At 70.3% G+C, this 16,142-nt stretch carries 17 protein-coding genes and 1 pseudogene; 6 read left to right on the top strand and 12 right to left on the bottom strand.

Annotation, left to right across the window (positions count from 1 at the left end):
- Both ACXJLU_RS29265 and ACXJLU_RS29270 read right to left on the bottom strand, forming a co-directional pair.
- On the bottom strand, window positions 1-1,145 hold a 1,145-nt coding region (locus ACXJLU_RS29265; protein ID WP_457337082.1), incomplete at its 3' end, for a hypothetical protein.
- A 74-nt stretch (window positions 1,146-1,219) separates the two neighbouring features.
- Window positions 1,220-2,014, bottom strand: a complete 795-nt coding sequence (locus tag ACXJLU_RS29270) for a hypothetical protein (protein WP_457337084.1) — start codon at window positions 2,012-2,014, stop codon at window positions 1,220-1,222.
- A 196-nt stretch (window positions 2,015-2,210) separates the two neighbouring features.
- On the opposite strand from ACXJLU_RS29270, the pseudogene ACXJLU_RS29275 reads away from it, so the two are divergent.
- Together ACXJLU_RS29275 and map are read left to right on the top strand one after the other, a co-directional pair.
- Window positions 2,211-2,381: pseudogene (locus ACXJLU_RS29275) on the top strand (ParD-like family protein); the annotation flags it as partial.
- Window positions 2,382-2,467: 86 nt separating this feature from the next.
- Entirely contained in the window at window positions 2,468-3,271 is an 804-nt protein-coding gene (map, locus tag ACXJLU_RS29280) for a type I methionyl aminopeptidase (protein ID WP_457337086.1), read from the top strand.
- 27 nt (window positions 3,272-3,298) lie between these two features.
- Here the strand turns inward: map and ACXJLU_RS29285 are convergent, their stop codons facing one another.
- The 5 genes from ACXJLU_RS29285 to ACXJLU_RS29305 all read right to left on the bottom strand — a co-directional run bounded on the left by ACXJLU_RS29285 (window position 3,299) and on the right by ACXJLU_RS29305 (window position 8,778).
- Window positions 3,299-5,275, bottom strand: a complete 1,977-nt coding sequence (locus tag ACXJLU_RS29285) for an ATP-binding protein (protein WP_457337088.1) — start codon at window positions 5,273-5,275, stop codon at window positions 3,299-3,301.
- Between the two features lie 133 nt (window positions 5,276-5,408).
- A complete protein-coding gene (locus ACXJLU_RS29290) occupies window positions 5,409-6,146 on the bottom strand; it encodes a GNAT family N-acetyltransferase (RefSeq protein WP_457337090.1) in 738 nt (245 codons plus the stop codon).
- Window positions 6,133-6,420 (bottom strand): hypothetical protein, encoded by a 288-nt coding sequence (locus tag ACXJLU_RS29295; RefSeq protein WP_457337091.1) that lies wholly within the window; start codon window positions 6,418-6,420, stop codon window positions 6,133-6,135. Before ACXJLU_RS29295 ends, ACXJLU_RS29290 begins: the two co-directional genes overlap by 14 nt.
- A gap of 178 nt (window positions 6,421-6,598) precedes the next feature.
- The gene (locus ACXJLU_RS29300; protein ID WP_457337093.1) at window positions 6,599-8,380 is read right to left on the bottom strand and encodes an ATP-binding protein; all 1,782 of its coding nucleotides are present in this window, start codon (window positions 8,378-8,380) and stop codon (window positions 6,599-6,601) included.
- 2 nt (window positions 8,381-8,382) lie between these two features.
- Window positions 8,383-8,778: a polyhydroxyalkanoate granule-associated phasin gene (locus ACXJLU_RS29305; RefSeq protein WP_457337095.1), complete on the bottom strand. Its 396-nt coding sequence runs from the start codon at window positions 8,776-8,778 to the stop codon at window positions 8,383-8,385.
- Between the two features lie 174 nt (window positions 8,779-8,952).
- Between ACXJLU_RS29305 and ACXJLU_RS29310 the strand changes: the two genes are divergently transcribed.
- Window positions 8,953-9,900: a hypothetical protein gene (locus ACXJLU_RS29310; RefSeq protein ID WP_457337097.1), complete on the top strand. Its 948-nt coding sequence runs from the start codon at window positions 8,953-8,955 to the stop codon at window positions 9,898-9,900.
- A gap of 124 nt (window positions 9,901-10,024) precedes the next feature.
- Complete coding sequence (locus ACXJLU_RS29315; protein ID WP_457337099.1) at window positions 10,025-11,095, top strand: flavodoxin family protein; 1,071 nt, start codon at window positions 10,025-10,027, stop codon at window positions 11,093-11,095.
- A gap of 18 nt (window positions 11,096-11,113) precedes the next feature.
- Here the strand turns inward: ACXJLU_RS29315 and ACXJLU_RS29320 are convergent, their stop codons facing one another.
- The 4 genes from ACXJLU_RS29320 to ACXJLU_RS29335 are packed head-to-tail and all read right to left on the bottom strand — an operon-like array spanning window position 11,114 to window position 14,403.
- Window positions 11,114-13,468 (bottom strand): catalase, encoded by a 2,355-nt coding sequence (locus ACXJLU_RS29320; RefSeq protein WP_457337101.1) that lies wholly within the window; start codon window positions 13,466-13,468, stop codon window positions 11,114-11,116.
- A gap of 55 nt (window positions 13,469-13,523) precedes the next feature.
- The gene (locus tag ACXJLU_RS29325) at window positions 13,524-13,865 is read right to left on the bottom strand and encodes a four-helix bundle copper-binding protein (protein ID WP_073468313.1); all 342 of its coding nucleotides are present in this window, start codon (window positions 13,863-13,865) and stop codon (window positions 13,524-13,526) included.
- Between the two features lie 24 nt (window positions 13,866-13,889).
- A complete protein-coding gene (locus ACXJLU_RS29330; protein WP_457337103.1) occupies window positions 13,890-14,102 on the bottom strand; it encodes a hypothetical protein in 213 nt (70 codons plus the stop codon).
- A 25-nt stretch (window positions 14,103-14,127) separates the two neighbouring features.
- Complete coding sequence (locus tag ACXJLU_RS29335; protein WP_457337105.1) at window positions 14,128-14,403, bottom strand: hypothetical protein; 276 nt, start codon at window positions 14,401-14,403, stop codon at window positions 14,128-14,130.
- A 163-nt stretch (window positions 14,404-14,566) separates the two neighbouring features.
- Here ACXJLU_RS29335 and ACXJLU_RS29340 point away from each other — a divergent pair, with 163 nt between their 5' ends.
- Window positions 14,567-15,094: a hemerythrin domain-containing protein gene (locus tag ACXJLU_RS29340; protein WP_457337107.1), complete on the top strand. Its 528-nt coding sequence runs from the start codon at window positions 14,567-14,569 to the stop codon at window positions 15,092-15,094.
- Between the two features lie 24 nt (window positions 15,095-15,118).
- Window positions 15,119-15,643, top strand: coding sequence for a DUF421 domain-containing protein (locus ACXJLU_RS29345; protein WP_457337109.1), 525 nt, complete (start codon window positions 15,119-15,121; stop codon window positions 15,641-15,643).
- Window positions 15,644-15,659: 16 nt separating this feature from the next.
- Here the strand turns inward: ACXJLU_RS29345 and ACXJLU_RS29350 are convergent.
- Window positions 15,660-16,142 (bottom strand): response regulator (locus ACXJLU_RS29350; RefSeq protein WP_457337111.1); only part of this gene is annotated, 483 nt, incomplete at its 5' end.

The following is a 16,142-nucleotide window of genomic DNA, read 5'->3' on the forward strand; positions in this document are numbered from 1 at the left end:
CGCGCCCACAGCGCGATGCCGGTGCCGGGCACCAGGTCGACCTGCGCTCGCGTCGCGGCCCAGGCCTGCTCGAACGCGACCGGCAGGTTCCACGCCTGGGCCGCCAGCTGCGCATACAGCGTCTCGAAGAAGTAGCCGGCCAGCGCGTCGTCGAACGCGTCCTGGAAGCCCATCGCCGCCAGCACGCCGGCCGGCAGCAGCTGCGGCGCGATGCGGGCCGCGGAGTTCCACAGGTTCAGCCCGACGAAGAACGGCCGGTGCCGGCCGCCGCCGGTCAGCGCATGCGCCAGCTCGGGCGGCGCCACCATCACCGGCAGGCCGTCGCTGCGGCGCATCAGGCAGCCGTCGACGACGCCCTTGTCGTCGCGCTGCCATTCGACGGCACTGCGCCGCTCGTCGTGCAGCGTCACCGCCACATCGGTGCCGGCGCCATTGGCGAGTTGCGCGATGCCTTCGTGGTTGTCGAAGCCGCAAACGTGCACGACCTCGGGCCGGAACGCCGCGCACAGCGCCGTCAGCTCGGCCAGCGTCGGGTTCACGGCCACGCGCCAGCGCGGGTCGTCGCCGGCCAGCCCGAAGGCGCGGCGCACGCGCTCGGTCTCGTCGGTCGCGTCATAGGCCTGCGCAAGCGCGCCGGGCAGGCTCTGGACGACCAGCACCCGGCCGTCCATGCGGCGCACCGGCAGCGGCTGCCGATCGGCGAGGTCGAGGTGCCGCATCACCGTCAGGCCGGAGCCGCCCGCCGCAGCGGACCCGCCGGTGCGGCGGTAGCGCCGCGTGGCCCGCGACAGCACGAACTCCCACGGAAAGATGCGCCCCTCCCAGCCGACGCTCTCGGCCTCGAACGGCATCGTCACGACGACGCGGCCGGCCTGCGCGATCTCGCGCAGCGCCTCGTCGGTCAGCCCGAAGGCCTTCAGCGTCGTAGTGGCATCGGCCTGGTGGCGGTCGGCCACATCGGGCATGTCGCGCCAGCGCTCGCGGCTGCGCAGCACGTAGCTCCAGCGCATTGCCTCGTTGGCCAGCGAACGCGGCCGCGCCGCGGGGTCCGGCACCACGCCGGCGCCGCCGAGCCGGTAGCGCTTGGTGGCTGTGACGATCTGGATGCGGGACAGGAAGCCGTCGGCTTCGTTACGCGGGGGCATGGGGTTCTCCGAGGCTCGGGCAGGCCGCGCGAGTCTATCGGGCCTTGGGCCTCGGGCCTGGCTTCCCCCGGCCGTCAGTCGGTGCGGGCGGCGCGGACCACCAGCGCGTCGGCGCGGGCCGTGTTCGGTGCCATCACCGACAGCCTGCGGGCGTCGGCATCGAAGAAGGCGATGCCGCCGAAGGCCGATCCGTTGGAAGCGCAATCGTCGCCGCTGAGGGCGAGCACGATGTCGAAGGCGTTCGCATCGCTGCGCGGCGTCAGCGTGCCGGCGACACGGCAGCCGGTGCCGCTGCCGATGAGCACGCCCTGCGCGTCGATCGTCAGCGCGACGCTCAGGCTGTCGTCGGGCCGCGCCGCCTGCGCGTCGTAGCTGCCGGCCACGTCATCGAGCGAGGCCGTGCGCTCGTACGCCGGGTTGTAGGTCATCGAGAAGGCCGGGGCATCGGCCGAGAGGTTGCCATCGAAGCGCTGCGCCGCGACCACGGTGGCGCTCAGCTGCGTGGCCGTCACCGTGCCGTCGGCCAGGCTGAAATCGACCGTGGCGGTCGAGTTGAACGCACCGTCGACACCGGCGCCGGTGCCTTGCACCAGGCCGGCCACCGAGTCGGGCGCGTCCTGTGCCGAGTAGAGGATGCTGAAGCTGCCGTCGCTGAAGACCAGGCCGGTCAGCGTGCGGTGGTCGTCGGTGCTGCCGTTCCACCAGCCGGTCGCGACGGTGGGCACCGGCGTCGGGGTGACGACGGTGCCGCCACCGCCGGTCGAGCCACCGTCCGTCGCGGCGCTTGTGCCCCCGCCCCCTCCGCCACCGCAGGCCGCCAGCAGGCCCACCATCCCCATCACCACCAGCATTCCCGAACGGCGTCCCATGAGTTCCTCTGCAGCAAGAGTGCGAAAGGACTCGATTGTTCGAGCCTGCCGCCCATTCGCCCACGGGAGACATGTACTTCTGCACCGCGTCCGGACGACGAAGCCGGCCGAAGTGCGACTTCGGACCAGCCCGCGTTGCGATATACGAACCATATATACTTCGTACATCACCTCCAACCTTCCTTCAGACACCGCCATGGGCATCGTGAAGATTTCAGACCAGATGCATGACAACCTGCGCAGCGCGAGCGACGCGCTGAGCCGCTCGATCAACGCGCAGGCCGAGCACTGGATGCGCGTGGGCATGCTGTGCGAGCTGCACCCGGCGCTGAGCTACGGCGACATCTGCCAGCTGATGCTGCGCGCGGCGCAGTCGAACGAGCCGGCACTGTCGTTCATGAAGCCGGTCCCGCCGACCCCGGTGGCGGCCCGCACGCCGCGCAGGGCCGCCCGATGAACCGCCCCGCCCGCTCGGTGAAGATCCACCCGGCCGCCGACCTCGCGATGGCGCGCGCCGCCGGTGCGCTGGCCGCCGACGTGCTGCGGATGATCACGCCGCACGTGAAGGCCGGCATCAGCACCGGCGAACTCGACCGGCTGTGCCACGACCACATCGTCGAGGTGCAGAAGGCGGTGCCGGCCAACATCGGCTACCACGGCTACACCAAGACGATCTGCGCGTCGGTCAACCAGGTGGTGTGCCACGGCATCCCGTCGGACGAAGAAGTGCTGCGCGACGGCGACATCGTCAACCTCGACGTCGCGGTGATCCGCGAGGGCTGGTACGGCGACACCAGCCGCAGCTTCGTCGTCGGCGAGGTCTCGCCGCTCGCGCAACGGCTGGTCGACACGACCTACGAGGCGATGCGCGCCGGCATCCTCGCGGTGCGGCCGGGCGCGACGCTCGGCGACGTCGGCCATGCGATCCAGACGGTGGCACAGCGCGAGGGCTTCAGCGTCGTGCGCGAGTACTGCGGGCACGGCATCGGCCGCATCTACCACGATGAGCCGACGGTCCCGCACTACGGCCAGCGCGGCCAGGGGCTGGGGCTGGTGCCGGGCATGGTGTTCACGATCGAGCCGATGCTGAACGCCGGCAAGGCCGGCACGCGCACGCTGGCCGACGGCTGGACGGTGGTCACGCGCGACCGCTCGCTGTCGGCACAGTGGGAGCACATGGTCACGGTGACCGACACCGGCGTCGAGGTGCTGACGCCGTGGCCGGAAGGAACGGGCGCCTACGCTGCGCTTCCCTGACGGGAGCGCAGGCTTGAAGGTTCGCATCTAGCGTCGCGGCGCCTTCGTTCGCGGGCCGCGCCCTGCTGCAGTTTGCTCGAGATGGTCTGCGAATTCGATGTTCTTGCGGACGGTGTCTCGCAGCACGGCGTCGGTACTCAGCAGGGCCGTCTCGAGGTCCTTGCGGGCCAAATCCAGGAACCGTCGGCAGTCGTCCCAGGCACGCCTCTTGGACTGCGGCGGCAGATCATCCCTGCGGGCGGTCTTCGTGCATTGCTTCGCCATGCCGATGTAGGAGTTGCCCCGGGTCTGCAGCAGATAGGGGTTGTCGCGCCAATCGAGGTGGTCGGCAAACTGCTTGTCGATGAAGGCGACTGCCGCGTGATCGTCACCCGCCTTGCTCAGTCCATGGGCCAGTTTTCGGGCCTCTCTCGCATCGATGAGGCCCTTCGAGGCCACCACATAGAGCTCGCGCGCACGATCGGCGTCCGCCTTGCCGGGGCTCCCCTGCATCATCAGGGCATCCGCCAAGGCCACCAGCGCCTTGGCCGGCAGTCCATGGACGGCGGCTTCGTTCGCGCTCAGGTAGTCGCGCACTAGGCTGCAGTCCTTCAGCGCACTCGCCACCTCCACCAGCAGTTGAACTGCCCGGGCGTTCAGGCTGTCTTGCGAGAGGAGCGCCAGGACGCGCGTCTTGGCCACCTCGAACTCGCCGAGCGAGATGGCTTCTTCGATGGTGCGGTACTCCCTTGCCAAGGCATGCCGTGGGTGGGCCGGCAATGTGCAGGTCACCCGTGCGTCGTCGGCATCGAAGACCGGATCGGGGCAGCCTTCCTCGCGCATCGAGCGAAAGATGGTCGGGATCCCCTGACCTTCCGCCTGCGCCAACTGCAACCGGCTCAAGAACCAGGCGAGGCTTTGATTGCGCCATTTCGGCGCAGCCCTGCCCTCTCGCAGGGTGTCGAGCTTCACGCCGGTCGGCAGCGCGCCTGGGGAAATGATCTCGATCCGGTCGGCGAACACGGTCGTGCGGGTGGGATCGTGCAGTTCGTAGTCGCGGTGCGCCAAGGCATTGATCAGCGCCTCGGTCAAGGCCTGTCGAGGGTACTTGACGGCATTCGGACTCTTCTCGTTCGTCTTGTCGAACGCGATGTAGCTCTGGACACCGAGGATCTCGATCGACCGGCGAGCCTGATCGACCAGCGTGCCGTCGATCTCGTGGCGTTCGGCGTGCGGCTCGGAACGATCCTGCCCCGGGTAGATCGACACCAGGGAGTAGGCGCCCGGCACATGCGATTGCACCTGCCGGCCGAACAACAACATCGCGAAATTTCGTGGCCGCAACTGCCCGCTCAACGTGTCTCGCCCGCACAGGGGCGGCACGAAGGGGCTGAGCGAACGCACGTCGGAGAGATAGTCGTCGATGCCTCTGCGCGGATCGAAGACGTTCATGCGTTGAAGCGCATCGCGCAATGCGACGAGATCGAGATCGTTGGTCGTGGCACTGGCGCACACGCGCCGGTCCCACGGTTCGACTTCGTTCTTGCGGATCAGCAACTCCCGCAGCACGCCATTGCGCGCTTCGCGCGTTTCCCGGCTGATGCGGACGAAATACTTGCCGGCGTCGTCGCCGCGCCGATAGAGGTGCGCCTTCGGGGTGGCCGCCATCACGAACACCAGCACGCGGCGCGCGGGCTCAGCCGTGGGGATCTCATGCACGAGCGGCGCAATGGAGGGCGAGACACGGTCCCTGCACCCGGCGAGGACTCTCCCTTCGATCTCCTTCAGGCGCGCTGCCGTCAGGCCCACCACGTCGACGGCCGGGAAACCGTGGGCATCTTTCGATTCCGCGGCGCCGCACACCACATAGCCACCACCCAGGTTGGACCAATCGTTGGCAAACGCACTGAGCGTGGCAACGACATCCTCCGGATCGGCAACACCGTCCTTCCATTCGACCTGCTCGCTCTCGCGCACGAGCAAAGCGTTCAGGTCGATGGGAGCGTTGACACTCTCCGCGGTCATTGATGTGGTCCCAGGCCCTGTGAGTTCGATTCGCCCTGGCAACAGGCGATGCTGCGCATTATCGCGACAAGCGAAACACGCCGCGCGAAGCGAAGTCGATATCAGGCCGCCTGGCCGACCGGATGAGGCGGCTTCAGGGCACCAACGAGTGCACCCACGCCGACACCGGGTTGCCCCGGATCACCAGCCGGTTGCGCGCGAGGCATTCGAACTGCGCGCCGAGCTTGCGGGCGACCGCTAGGCTCGCTTCGTTGCCTTCGGCGACGACGATCTCGATGCGCTGGAAACCCAGTGCGCTGAAACCATAGCTGGCCAGCGAACGCGCGGCGCGGGTCGCGATGCCTTGGCCTTGCGCCGACTGGCGGACCCAGTAGCCGAGGTTGCAGACGCGGTGGATCGTGTTGAACTGGTTGAGCCCGGCGCCGCCGACCAGCCGGCCGCTGCGCTCGTCGAACAGGGCGAACTCGCAGGCCTGCCCCTGGGCCAGGCTGTCGACGCAGACATCGACCCAGTCGATCGCATCGCGCACGCCGTAGCCGGGGTGGCACCAATCCATCCAGCGGCCGATCGTGCCGATCGATTCGCGGGCGGCTTCGGCCATGGCCCGCGCGTCGTCGCGCGTCCAGGGCCGCAGCACCATGCCGTCGAAGCGCAGAGGCTCCATCGGGTCGCGCGTGTCGATGCGGCGCGAGGCGGTGTCACCCATCTCGAATTGCCACGGCGCAGCGGCCAGTGGCGCGGCTTCGGTGGGGGGCAGGCCGTCGTCGACGACACGCCCACTGTGATTGAAATCGCCGAAGTCGTCGAGGAACGAAGCAGCGGCATCGTCGCGGGGACGCGCGTCACGGGAGAGGACATCACGAAAGGCCATTGTTCGCATCATCGGTAGGCGCCACGCGCCGGTCGTCTTCGATCACGGTGTCGGCCCAGGCGTTGCCGGACGCGAAGCCGGAATGCTGCATCGTCGACGGTGCAGCGGCATCGGCGTCGTGCCGCAGCGGCGCGCCGCCGATGCGGGACCACAGTCGCTGGAACAACAAGGGCGCCGCATCCTCGGCACCAGGTTTCCTGGAAGACATCGATTCCATCCTGGAAGAGCGCCGACGGGCGGCACGATGCGGGATGAATGGCAAGAAGCGGTCCATGCCGGCGCGCCGGCCCGGCGCGCGATTTGTCAGTCCACGCTTGCGCCCGGGCCGCGCCGGCGCTGCGTTTGTGCCGCCCATCGACACGGCGCGCACCTGTCATTCAAAAACTGTCAGGTGCCGATTGCGTCGGCCGGCGGACACTTCTTGTTCCAGGGTGCCGCGGATCGTCAGATCGTCACTGCGGCTCGCGCACGCCGTGGTCCAGCACCGCCCGCACCTTGCTGGCCAGCGCCCGCGCGCTGTACGGCTTGGACAACAGCTCGACGCCCGGGTCGAGCCGCCCGCCGTGCACGATGGCGTTTTGCGCATAACCCGACGTGAACAGCACCGCGATGCCGGGCAAACGCTGGCGCGCCTTGTCGGCGAGTTCCGGGCTCTTCAGCCGGCCGGGCATCACGACGTCGGTGAACAGCAGGTCGATCGCCGCATGGTGTGCCACCGCGTCGTCGATCACCACCAGCGCCTGGTCGGCGTCGCTCGCCTTCAGCACCCGGTAGCCGAGCTCCTGCAGCATCTCGACGGTGGCGCCGCGCACCGCGGCATCGTCCTCGACCACCAGCACGGTCTCGGCCCCGCCGCCGGCGTCGTCGGCGGCCGCCGCGGCACCCGGATCAGGCGTCGCGTCGACCTCGCCCTCGGCGGCGCGGGCACGCGGCAGGTAGACCTTGACGGTCGTGCCCTGCCCCGGCTCGCTGTAGATCTTCACGTGGCCGCCGGACTGCCGCACGAAGCCGTAGACCATCGACAGCCCGAGCCCGGTGCCGGCGCCGGCCGGCTTGGTGGAGAAGAACGGCTGGAACACCTGCGACAGCACCTGCGGCGACATGCCGCAGCCGGTGTCGCTGACGGCCAGCATCACGTACTGGCCCGGCTTCACGTCGACCTGGCCGCGCACGTAGTCGTCGTCCAGGAAGGCGTTGCCGACCTCGATCGTCAGCCGGCCGTTGCCGTCCATCGCGTCGCGGGCGTTGATCGCCAGGTTCAGCAGCGCGTTCTCGACCTGCGTCGGGTCGATGAAGGTGTGCCACAGCCCGCCGGAGACGATCAGCTCGACCTCGACGCCCTCGCCGATCGAGCGGCGCAGCAGGTCCTCGATGCCGCCGATGAAGCGGCCGACGTCGACCACCCGCGGCGCCAGCGCCTGGCGGCGGCCGAAGGCCAGCAGCTGGCTCGCGAGCTTGGCGCCGCGCCGCACGGCCGCGCTCGCGCTGTCGAGGCGCTGCATCACCTTCACGTCGTCGCGCGTCAGCCGCGACACCAGGTGCAGGTTGGCCGAGATCACCTGCAGCAGGTTGTTGAAGTCGTGCGCGACGCCGCCGGTCAGTTGCCCGACGGCTTCCATCTTCTGCGCCTGCCGCAGCCGCTCTTCCGCCAGGTGGCGCTCGGTGATGTCGATGGCCTCGGGCACGACCGCGACCACCGCGCCGTCGCGGTCGTGCACCGGCCGCACCGCGAAATCGAACTGCCTCCAGCCGGCCGGCAACAACAGGCGCAGCTCCTGGCGCCGGCTGTGGCCCTGCGCGGCCGCCTGCACCGCGAGCCGAATCGTCTCCGGCATGCCCGGCGTGCGGGCGAACCACGGCGAATCCCAGTAGGGCCGGCCGACCACCTCCTCGAGCGTGGCGCCGATGCCGCGCAGCGAGGTCTCGTTGGCATCGAGCAGGCTGCCGTCGAGCGCGAGCAGGCCCTGGTACTGGAAGCTGGTCGAGAAGATGGTGCGCATGCGCGCCTCGCTGGCCTGCAGCGCCTCGGTGCGCGCGGCGACGCGGGCCTCGAGCCGCGCCTGCAGCTCGGCATGCCGGCCTTCCGCATCGGCCAGCAGCTGCGCGGTGCGCTGCCGCTCGGCCTGTTCAGCGCGGTGCAGCCGCCGGCTGCAGTGCAGCGACCAGCCGAGCCAGACCGCGCCCGGCAGCAGCGCGCCGAGCATCAACGACAACGCGATCGGCAACGCAGCCATCGTCAGCGCAGTCGGGTTCGCGACAAGCGTTTCGCGTTGGCCACCGCGGTGCGGTGGACCGGCGCGAGACCGTGGCCCAGCACGCCGAGCGCCGCCGATTGCAACTGCGTGCCGATCGCCTGCGCCGACGGCGGCCCCCACGGCGACAGGCAGGCGCGCCACCAGAACATCGCCAAGGACTGTTGCGCGCGCCAGCCCTGCATCGCCATCGCCGCCCACGACTGCTGGAACGCGGTCGTCTTCTCGGCGCTCATGCGGGTGAACTCGCGCCGGTCGCGTTCCGAGGGCGCTGCACCGGCCAGCGCCATGCGGGCGATGCGGTGCGCCATCACCGGCGGCACGGCAAAGGCGAGTTCGGCGCTGCGCTGCGCGAGCGTGGTGCGTTGGCGTTTCGACATGACGTGCTCCTGGGTTGCAGCCACTGTAAAGGCCGTGCTGCCGTGCAGCAGCGGGTCGCGCCCTATTCCTACAGCGCGTGCCATCGCAGTCCGACGCACAGCGCTTCGGCGCGCGCCGACGATCGCTTCATCACTGCAACCACATCGCTGCAGCCCAACCAGGAGACAACGCCCATGGCCTACCAAGACGCCGCAAGTGTCGGCATTCACGGCGACCTGCCGGGCCGCCGCACCGCACCCGCACTGTCGCCCACCCTCTCATCCGCTGCATTGCCGGCGGCCGCTGCCGACACCCGCAGCGCGGTGTCGTGGGGCGCGGTACTGGCCGGCGCCGCGGGCGCGGCCGCGCTGTCGCTGATCCTGCTGATCCTCGGCGTCGGGCTCGGTCTGTCGGCGCTGTCGCCGTGGGCACGCGAAGGCGTCAGCGCAAGCACCTTCGGCGTCGGCACGATCCTGTGGGTCACGCTGACGCAGGTCGCCGCATCGGGCATGGGCGGCTACCTCGCCGGCCGGCTGCGCACGCGCTGGGCCGACACCGCCGGCGACGAGATCTACTTCCGTGACACGGCGCACGGCTTCCTGGCCTGGGCGGTCGCGTCGCTGGCCACCGCGGCGGTGCTGGGCAGCGCGATCGGCGGGATCGTCGGCGCGGGTGCACAAGTGGGCGGCGCCGTGGCGGCGACCGGTGCGACGACGGCTGCGGCAGCGGTCGCCAACGGTGGTGCCGCGGAGACCGTGAGCTACCACGCCGACGCGCTGTTCCGCCGCGATGCCGCGGCCACGGCCGGCAGCACCGATGCGCCGCCGCTCGCCGAGGTCAACCGCATCCTCGCGACCGCCAGCCGCGGCGCGGCCTTGACCCCCGACGACACGCGCTACCTCGGCCAGCTGGTTGCGCAACGCACCGGGCTGCCGCAGCCGGACGCCGAGAAGCGCGTCAGCGACACGTACACCCGGCTGCAGACCGCGCTGAACGACGCCCAGGTGCGTGCACGCGATGCGGCCGACAAGGCGCGCAAGGCATCGGCCTACGCATCGATGTGGCTCTTCATCTCGCTGCTGGCCGGCGCCTTCGTGGCCAGCCTGAGCGCGACCTGGGGCGGCCGCCAGCGCGACCTCTGAAACCTTTTCAATCCACTCCAGGAGACACCTGATGCGATCCCTTCTTCTGTTTTTCCTCGGCGTGCCGATCCCGATCATCATCCTGATCGCGCTGTTCTTCCACTGACGTCGACGGTCCGGCGCGATGCCCGAGATCCGCACCGGCCAGGGCGACACGCCGCTGACGCGCGAGGAGTTCCACCGGCGCTTCCAGGAGCGCTGGTTCGACCCGGCCTACGACGCCGAGCGCGACGCGATCGCGCGGCTCGAGGAGATTGCCTGGAAGGCGGTCGACGAAGGCCGCAAGGCACCCGTCACCCGCGCGGCCGGCCCCGGCTTCGCGGACCCGGGCTACGAGGTCGCGGTGCAATGGCTCGACACCCGCCAGCGCCTGAAAGCGGCGCAGGCGAACTGGGCCAAGCCCGGCGCGCGTTCGCGCGTGCTGGTAGTGTGCGGCAGCGCGCGCAACGACGGCACCTGCCCCGGCGAGGTGTCGAAGACCTGGCGGCTCAGCGGCCTGGTGCGCGACGAGGTCGAACACGCCGGCCTCGACGCCGACCTGCTCGACCTGAGCCTCGTGACCTCGGAGTACGGCCGCCGCATCCACCCGTGCAAGGGCTGCGTCGGCACCGCGATGCCGCTGTGCCACTGGCCGTGCAGCTGCTACCCGAACCATGCGCTCGACCAAGCCAGCGACTGGATGGCCGAGATCTACGAGCGCTGGGTCAGCGCGCACGGCGTCGTGATCGTCGCGCCCACCTACTGGTACCAGTCGCCGAGCCCGTTGAAGCTGATGATCGACCGGCTGGTGTGTGCCGACGGCGGCAACCCGGACCCGACCAGCACGCACGGCAAGAAGGTGGCCGAGGCGAAGGCGATCGAGGAAAAGGGCTGGGACTTCCCGAAGCACCTCGCCGGCCGCGTGTACGGGCTGGTGGTGCACGGCGACGTGGCCGGCGTCGAGCAGCAGCGGCACGCGCTCGCCGACTGGCTCGACTGGATGGGCCTGGTCGATGCCGGCGACGGCGCGCGGCTCGCCCGCTACCTCGGCTACTACGAGCCGTACTTCAACAGCCACGAGGCGCTGGATGCCGACACGGCGTTCCAGCAGGAGACGCGCAACGTCGCGCGGGCCGTGGTGTCGGCCGTCGCGCAGTTGCGCAGCGGAACGCTGTCGCGTCCGGATGCCGGGCTGGAGCCGCCGCGCCCGAAGTAGCGGCGCGGCAACCTGGCTTCAGACCCGCGGCGGATCCCCCTCGCGCTGCGGGTGCCGGTGCTTCGCCACCGCCGCGATGAAGGCCTGGATCGTCTTGTCGTCCCCGCTACCGAGCAGCACGCCCGGGTCCGGCGTGCCATCGCCCAGCGTCGTCGGCACGCCCGCCTTCTCGATCAGCGCGCGGCCGGCGCCGAGCGCCAGCAGCGTCTTGCCGTGGCGCCAGGTCAGCGCCGGGTACTCCAGCGCCTGCCCGAGGCCGAGCAGCACGTCGACACCCTTCTGGCCATCGGGCAACACCACAGCGTCGAACAGCACCGGCGGCGAGTTCTCGATCGATCCGGTGGCCAGCAACGGCTCGCCATCGGAGGTCGACACCGCACCGATGCGCGGCGCGATCACCGTCGTCACCGCACCGGCCTTCTGCAGCGCGGCCACCAGCTTCGCGATCGGCTTGCCGGCGACGCCATGCGCCACCAGCAGCGCGATGCGCCGCGTGCGGATGCCGCCGTCGCCCGGCCGCGCCTTCAGCGACAGCGCAGGCGACACCGTCACCTCCGGCTTGGCCGGCTTCGGCAGCGCGCGCGGCAATGGCGGGGGCAGCGGCATGCCGAGCCCGTCAGCGACTGCCTTCGCGAGCGGCTTCGACACGTTCAGCAACGAGGCCACCATGCGCTCGCGCACCGCCGGCACCGTGACCTTGCTCAGCTCGAAGCGGAAGCCGCCGATGATGTGCGCCTGCTCGACAGGCGTCTGGCTCTCGAAGAACAGCGTGGCCTGCGTGTAGTGGTCGGCGAACTTCTCCGGCTTGCCGCGCAGCTTCTCGCCATCGACCGGCTGCGGGAACGACACGAAGCCCTTCGCGCCGGCCTGGAACGGGCAGCCGCCGCCGAGCGAGTTCGGCTCGTACGCGACGCGGCCGCGGTTCACCGTCTGCCGGTGCAGCCCGTCGCGCTGGTTGTTGTGCACCGGCGCGAGCGGCGCGTTGATCGGAATCTCGTGGAAGTTCGGCCCGCCCAGCCGCGAGATCTGCGTGTCGACGTACGAATGGATGCGCCCGGCCAGCAGCGGGTCGTTGCTGAAGTCGATGCCCGGCACCACGTGCGCGACACAGAACGCGACCTGCTCGGTCTCGGCGAAGAAGTTGTCCGGGTTGCGGTTCAGCACCATGCGCCCGACCGGCTGCAGCGGCACCAGCTCTTCCGGGATGATCTTGGTGGCATCCAGCACGTCGAAGCTGAAGGCCTCGGCCTGCGCCTCGCTGAACACCTGCAGGCCCAGTTCCCACTCGGGGTACTCGCCCGATTCGATCGCCTCCCACAGATCGCGCCGGTGGTAGTCGGCGTCGGCACCGGCGAGCTTCACCGCCTCGTCCCACACCAGCGAATGCGTGCCGAGCAGCGGCTTCCAGTGGAACTTGACGAAGCTGCTCTCGCCGCGCGCATTGACGAGGCGATACGTGTGCACGCCGAAGCCCTGCATCATCCGGTAGCTGCGCGGGATCGCGCGGTCGGACATCGCCCACATCAGCATGTGGGTCGACTCCGGCATCAGCGACGCGAAGTCCCAGAAGGTGTCGTGCGCCGACGCCGCCTGCGGCATGCCGTGGTGCGGCTCGGGCTTGACCGCGTGGATCAGGTCGGGGAACTTCATCGCGTCCTGGATGAAGAACACCGGGATGTTGTTGCCGACCAGGTCCCAGTTGCCCTCGTCGGTGTAGAACTTGATCGCGAAGCCGCGCACGTCGCGCGCGGTGTCGACCGAGCCGCGCTCGCCGGCCACCGTCGAGAAGCGCACGAACACCGGCGTGCGCTTGCCGGCCTCGGCGAACGGCGCGGCGCGCGTCAGCCGGGTCAGCGGCTTGTAGCACTCGAAGTAGCCGTGCGCCGCCGAGCCGCGCGCATGCACGATGCGCTCGGGGATGCGCTCGTGGTCGAAGTGCGTGATCTTCTCGCGCAGGATGAAGTCTTCGAGCAGCGCCGGCCCGCGCAGGCCCGCCTTCAGCGAGTTCTGGTTGTCGCCGACCGCGACGCCCTGGTTGGTCGTCAGCACCTCGCCGCCGGCATCGGCGCGCACGCGCTGCAGCGAGCCGAAGCCGTCGTGCGACGGCGTGTCGCCGCCGCCCTCGCCGGTCTTGCCGGTGTCGTTGGCCTCGGTCAGCGTGCCGGCGCCGGTGGACACCGACGCCAGCGGGCTGCGCTGCCCGACCGGCGGTGCGATCGCGTTGTCGCGGCCGATCTCGTTCGGCTTGTTGGCATTGAACGGGATCGCCGCGGCGAGTGCCTGCACCTCGACGGCCTGGCGCTCCTGGCCGGCGGGGCTCGGCGGGATCGGGCGGCGCTTGCCGGCGGGGGTCTTCGAGGCGGTCTTGGGCATGGGAGGGGTACTCGCTGAAAAGCAGACAGGCAGGGGGACGGCGGAGAGAGTTCGGTCAGAGGTGGCCGCGCCCGGCCAGCGCACTGCAGGCCTGCGCGCAGACACGGCAGGCCTGGGCGCAGGCCTGGCAGTGGTCCATCGAATGCTTGCCGCATTCGTCACCGCACACGCGGCACAGGTGGGCGCACAGCTCGCAGGCGTCGCCCAGGTGGGCGCTGTCGCGGGCGAGGTAGGCGGCGGTCAGCCGGCAGGCGTCGGCACAGTCGAGGTCGAGCGCGATGCAACGCCGCATCGGCGACGGATCGGGCTCGCCGAGGCACGAGACGGCGCAGTGCAGGCACGCGGTGGCGCAGGCCTGGCAGGCCGCCAGGCAGGCATCGAGGGTCTGGTCCTTCATGAGGGGGATCCTTCCGTCAAGGCGTCAAGGGGTCTTGCGCGGCTTGGTCGACTGCAGGTCCGGCGGCGCGGGCTTGTGCAGGCTGGCCTTGCCGGCCTCGGCCGACGGCAGCTCGGTGGGCGTCGCGCCATCCGGGTTGGTGCCGGCCTTCGGGCCGTGCTTGGTGTCGGGGCTGCCGGCGTCGTGGATGCTGCGCGGCTTGGTGGTCGGGTTGGACGGGCTGGAGGGCTTGCTCATCGTGGTCTCCTGGAGTGCGGGCCGCTCAGCGCCGGGGGCGGCTGAGGACCCAGAGGGCGGTGCCCAGCACCGCGGCAACGCCGACGCCGGCAGCGACGGCCTGGGGGCGGGGGCGGTGCCGGCCGAGAAAGACCTTGGCCCCCGCGAGGATCAACCCGTAGCGGCCGGCCTTGCCCGGTCGCTGGAGCCAGGTCCCGATCGCCCTGCCTGCTTCGGACAGCGGCCCCGCGTGCCGCGTGTTGCCGGTCAGGCGCGCGGTGCTGGCTTCGTCATCGATGTGTTCGATGTGTGGTGTGCTCATCGTCGACCCCTGGGATGTCATGCCGACCCGTGGCAAACGGCATACCTGTGCGGGTTGCGCAAGATCGCACCCGCAGTCGCGTACTTCTCCTACAGCGAACGCGATTCGAGTGCGTAGATTGGGGTGGTCACCTTCATCCACCCAGCCCACGCAAGGAGTTCCCATGCCGACATCCCACACCGCCACCCGCTCGCACGCCGCGACCGCCACGCGCACCCGCAAGGCCCCGCCGGCCGACGCGATCAAGCTGCTGCGCGCCGACCACGCCGAGGTGAAGAAGCTGTTCGCCGAGTACGACAAGCTGGCGAAGGCCGAGGCCGATGCCAGCAAGCGCGAGGCCCTGGCGCTCGACATCTGCACCAAGCTGACGGTGCACGCGCAGATCGAGGAAGAGATCTTCTACCCGGCCTGCCGCGACGTGCTGCAGGACCAGGACGACCTGCTCGACGAGGCCACCGTCGAGCACGCCAGCGCGAAGGACCTGATAGCCCAGCTGCAGTCGAGCTCGCCGGACGACGACATGTACGACGCCAAGGTCAAGGTGCTCGGCGAGTACATCGACCACCACGTGAAGGAAGAGCAGAACGAGCTGTTCCCGAAGGTGCGGCCGAAGCTCGATCGCAAGGAACTCGGCGAGCAGCTGCAGGCGCGCAAGGAAGCACTGCTGGCACGCCTCGACGGCGCGCACTGACGGGTCGCAGCCCCGGCCGCCGCCATGGAATCGCTGTTCGCGTTTCACGTCTCGCCGCTCGAGCTGATCGTCCGGGGCACGCTGATCTACTGGTTCCTGTTCCTGCTGTTCCGCTTCGTGCTGCGGCGCGATGTCGGATCGGTCGGGATTGCCGACGTGCTGCTGGTCGTGCTGATCGCCGACGCGTCGCAGAACGCGATGGCCGGCGGCTACGAGACGGTCGCCGAGGGCGGCGTGCTGGTGCTGACGCTGATGGGGTGGAACTGGCTGCTCGACTGGGCCGCGTTCCGCTTCGACAGCGTGCGCCGCTTTGCCGAGCCGTCACCCCTGCTGCTGGTGCGCCACGGCCGCGTGTTGCACCGCAACTTGCGGCAAGAATTCCTGACGATGGACGACCTGCAGTCCCAGCTGCGGCAAAGCGGCGTCAGCAATCTGAAAGAAGTGCGTGCGGCGTTCATGGAGTCCGACGGCCGCTTCTCGGTGATCACCCGCGACGGCCGCCAGACCCGCGGCAGCTCGCCGGCCGAAAGCCCGGCCACCGACGGCTGAGCGGCTCGCCGGTCGCTCAGCCGGCCGCCACCAGCGGCCGGGTCCGCCGCAGCACCGCTTCCAGCTCGTCCAGGTCGACCGGCTTCACGAAGTGCGCATCGAAGCCGGCCTCGCGCGAGCGCTGCCGGTCTTCCGCCTGCCCCCAGCCGCTCAGCGCGATCAGGTGGATCGCCTGGCCCCAGTGTTCCGCACGGATGCGCCGGGCCACCTCGTGGCCGGTCAGGCCGGGCAGGCCGATGTCGAGCACGATGGCCTGCGGCCGGAAATCGCCGGCCGCGGCCAGCGCCGACGGGCCGTCGTGCGCGACCCGCACCTCGTGCCCGCTCATCTCCAGCACCTCGGCCAGGCTTTCGGCGCTGTCGATGTTGTCGTCGACGACCAGCACCCGCAGCGCGCCGGCCGCGGTGCTTGCCGTGCTCGCGATGACGGCCGATGCGGGAGACGCGGCCGGCGCGTGCGGCACCGGCGCCGCGGCCGCCGGCCAGGCCACCGCCACCAG

The sequence above is a fragment of the Rhizobacter sp. P5_C2 genome (genome assembly GCF_054049715.1).

Bases quoted from the DNA above. Each gene is read 5' to 3' on its own strand.
- ACXJLU_RS29270 (WP_457337084.1), bottom strand. From the start codon at position 2,014: ATGGGACGCCGTTCGGGAATGCTGGTGGTGATGGGGATGGTGGGCCTG.
- map (WP_457337086.1), top strand. From the start codon at position 2,468: ATGAACCGCCCCGCCCGCTCGGTGAAGATCCACCCGGCCGCCGACCTC.
- ACXJLU_RS29285 (WP_457337088.1), bottom strand. From the start codon at position 5,275: ATGACCGCGGAGAGTGTCAACGCTCCCATCGACCTGAACGCTTTGCTC.
- ACXJLU_RS29290 (WP_457337090.1), bottom strand. From the start codon at position 6,146: ATGGCCTTTCGTGATGTCCTCTCCCGTGACGCGCGTCCCCGCGACGAT.
- ACXJLU_RS29295 (WP_457337091.1), bottom strand. From the start codon at position 6,420: ATGGACCGCTTCTTGCCATTCATCCCGCATCGTGCCGCCCGTCGGCGC.
- ACXJLU_RS29300 (WP_457337093.1), bottom strand. From the start codon at position 8,380: ATGGCTGCGTTGCCGATCGCGTTGTCGTTGATGCTCGGCGCGCTGCTG.
- ACXJLU_RS29305 (WP_457337095.1), bottom strand. From the start codon at position 8,778: ATGTCGAAACGCCAACGCACCACGCTCGCGCAGCGCAGCGCCGAACTC.
- ACXJLU_RS29310 (WP_457337097.1), top strand. From the start codon at position 8,953: ATGGCCTACCAAGACGCCGCAAGTGTCGGCATTCACGGCGACCTGCCG.
- ACXJLU_RS29315 (WP_457337099.1), top strand. From the start codon at position 10,025: ATGCCCGAGATCCGCACCGGCCAGGGCGACACGCCGCTGACGCGCGAG.
- ACXJLU_RS29320 (WP_457337101.1), bottom strand. From the start codon at position 13,468: ATGCCCAAGACCGCCTCGAAGACCCCCGCCGGCAAGCGCCGCCCGATC.
- ACXJLU_RS29325 (WP_073468313.1), bottom strand. From the start codon at position 13,865: ATGAAGGACCAGACCCTCGATGCCTGCCTGGCGGCCTGCCAGGCCTGC.
- ACXJLU_RS29330 (WP_457337103.1), bottom strand. From the start codon at position 14,102: ATGAGCAAGCCCTCCAGCCCGTCCAACCCGACCACCAAGCCGCGCAGC.
- ACXJLU_RS29335 (WP_457337105.1), bottom strand. From the start codon at position 14,403: ATGAGCACACCACACATCGAACACATCGATGACGAAGCCAGCACCGCG.
- ACXJLU_RS29340 (WP_457337107.1), top strand. From the start codon at position 14,567: ATGCCGACATCCCACACCGCCACCCGCTCGCACGCCGCGACCGCCACG.
- ACXJLU_RS29345 (WP_457337109.1), top strand. From the start codon at position 15,119: ATGGAATCGCTGTTCGCGTTTCACGTCTCGCCGCTCGAGCTGATCGTC.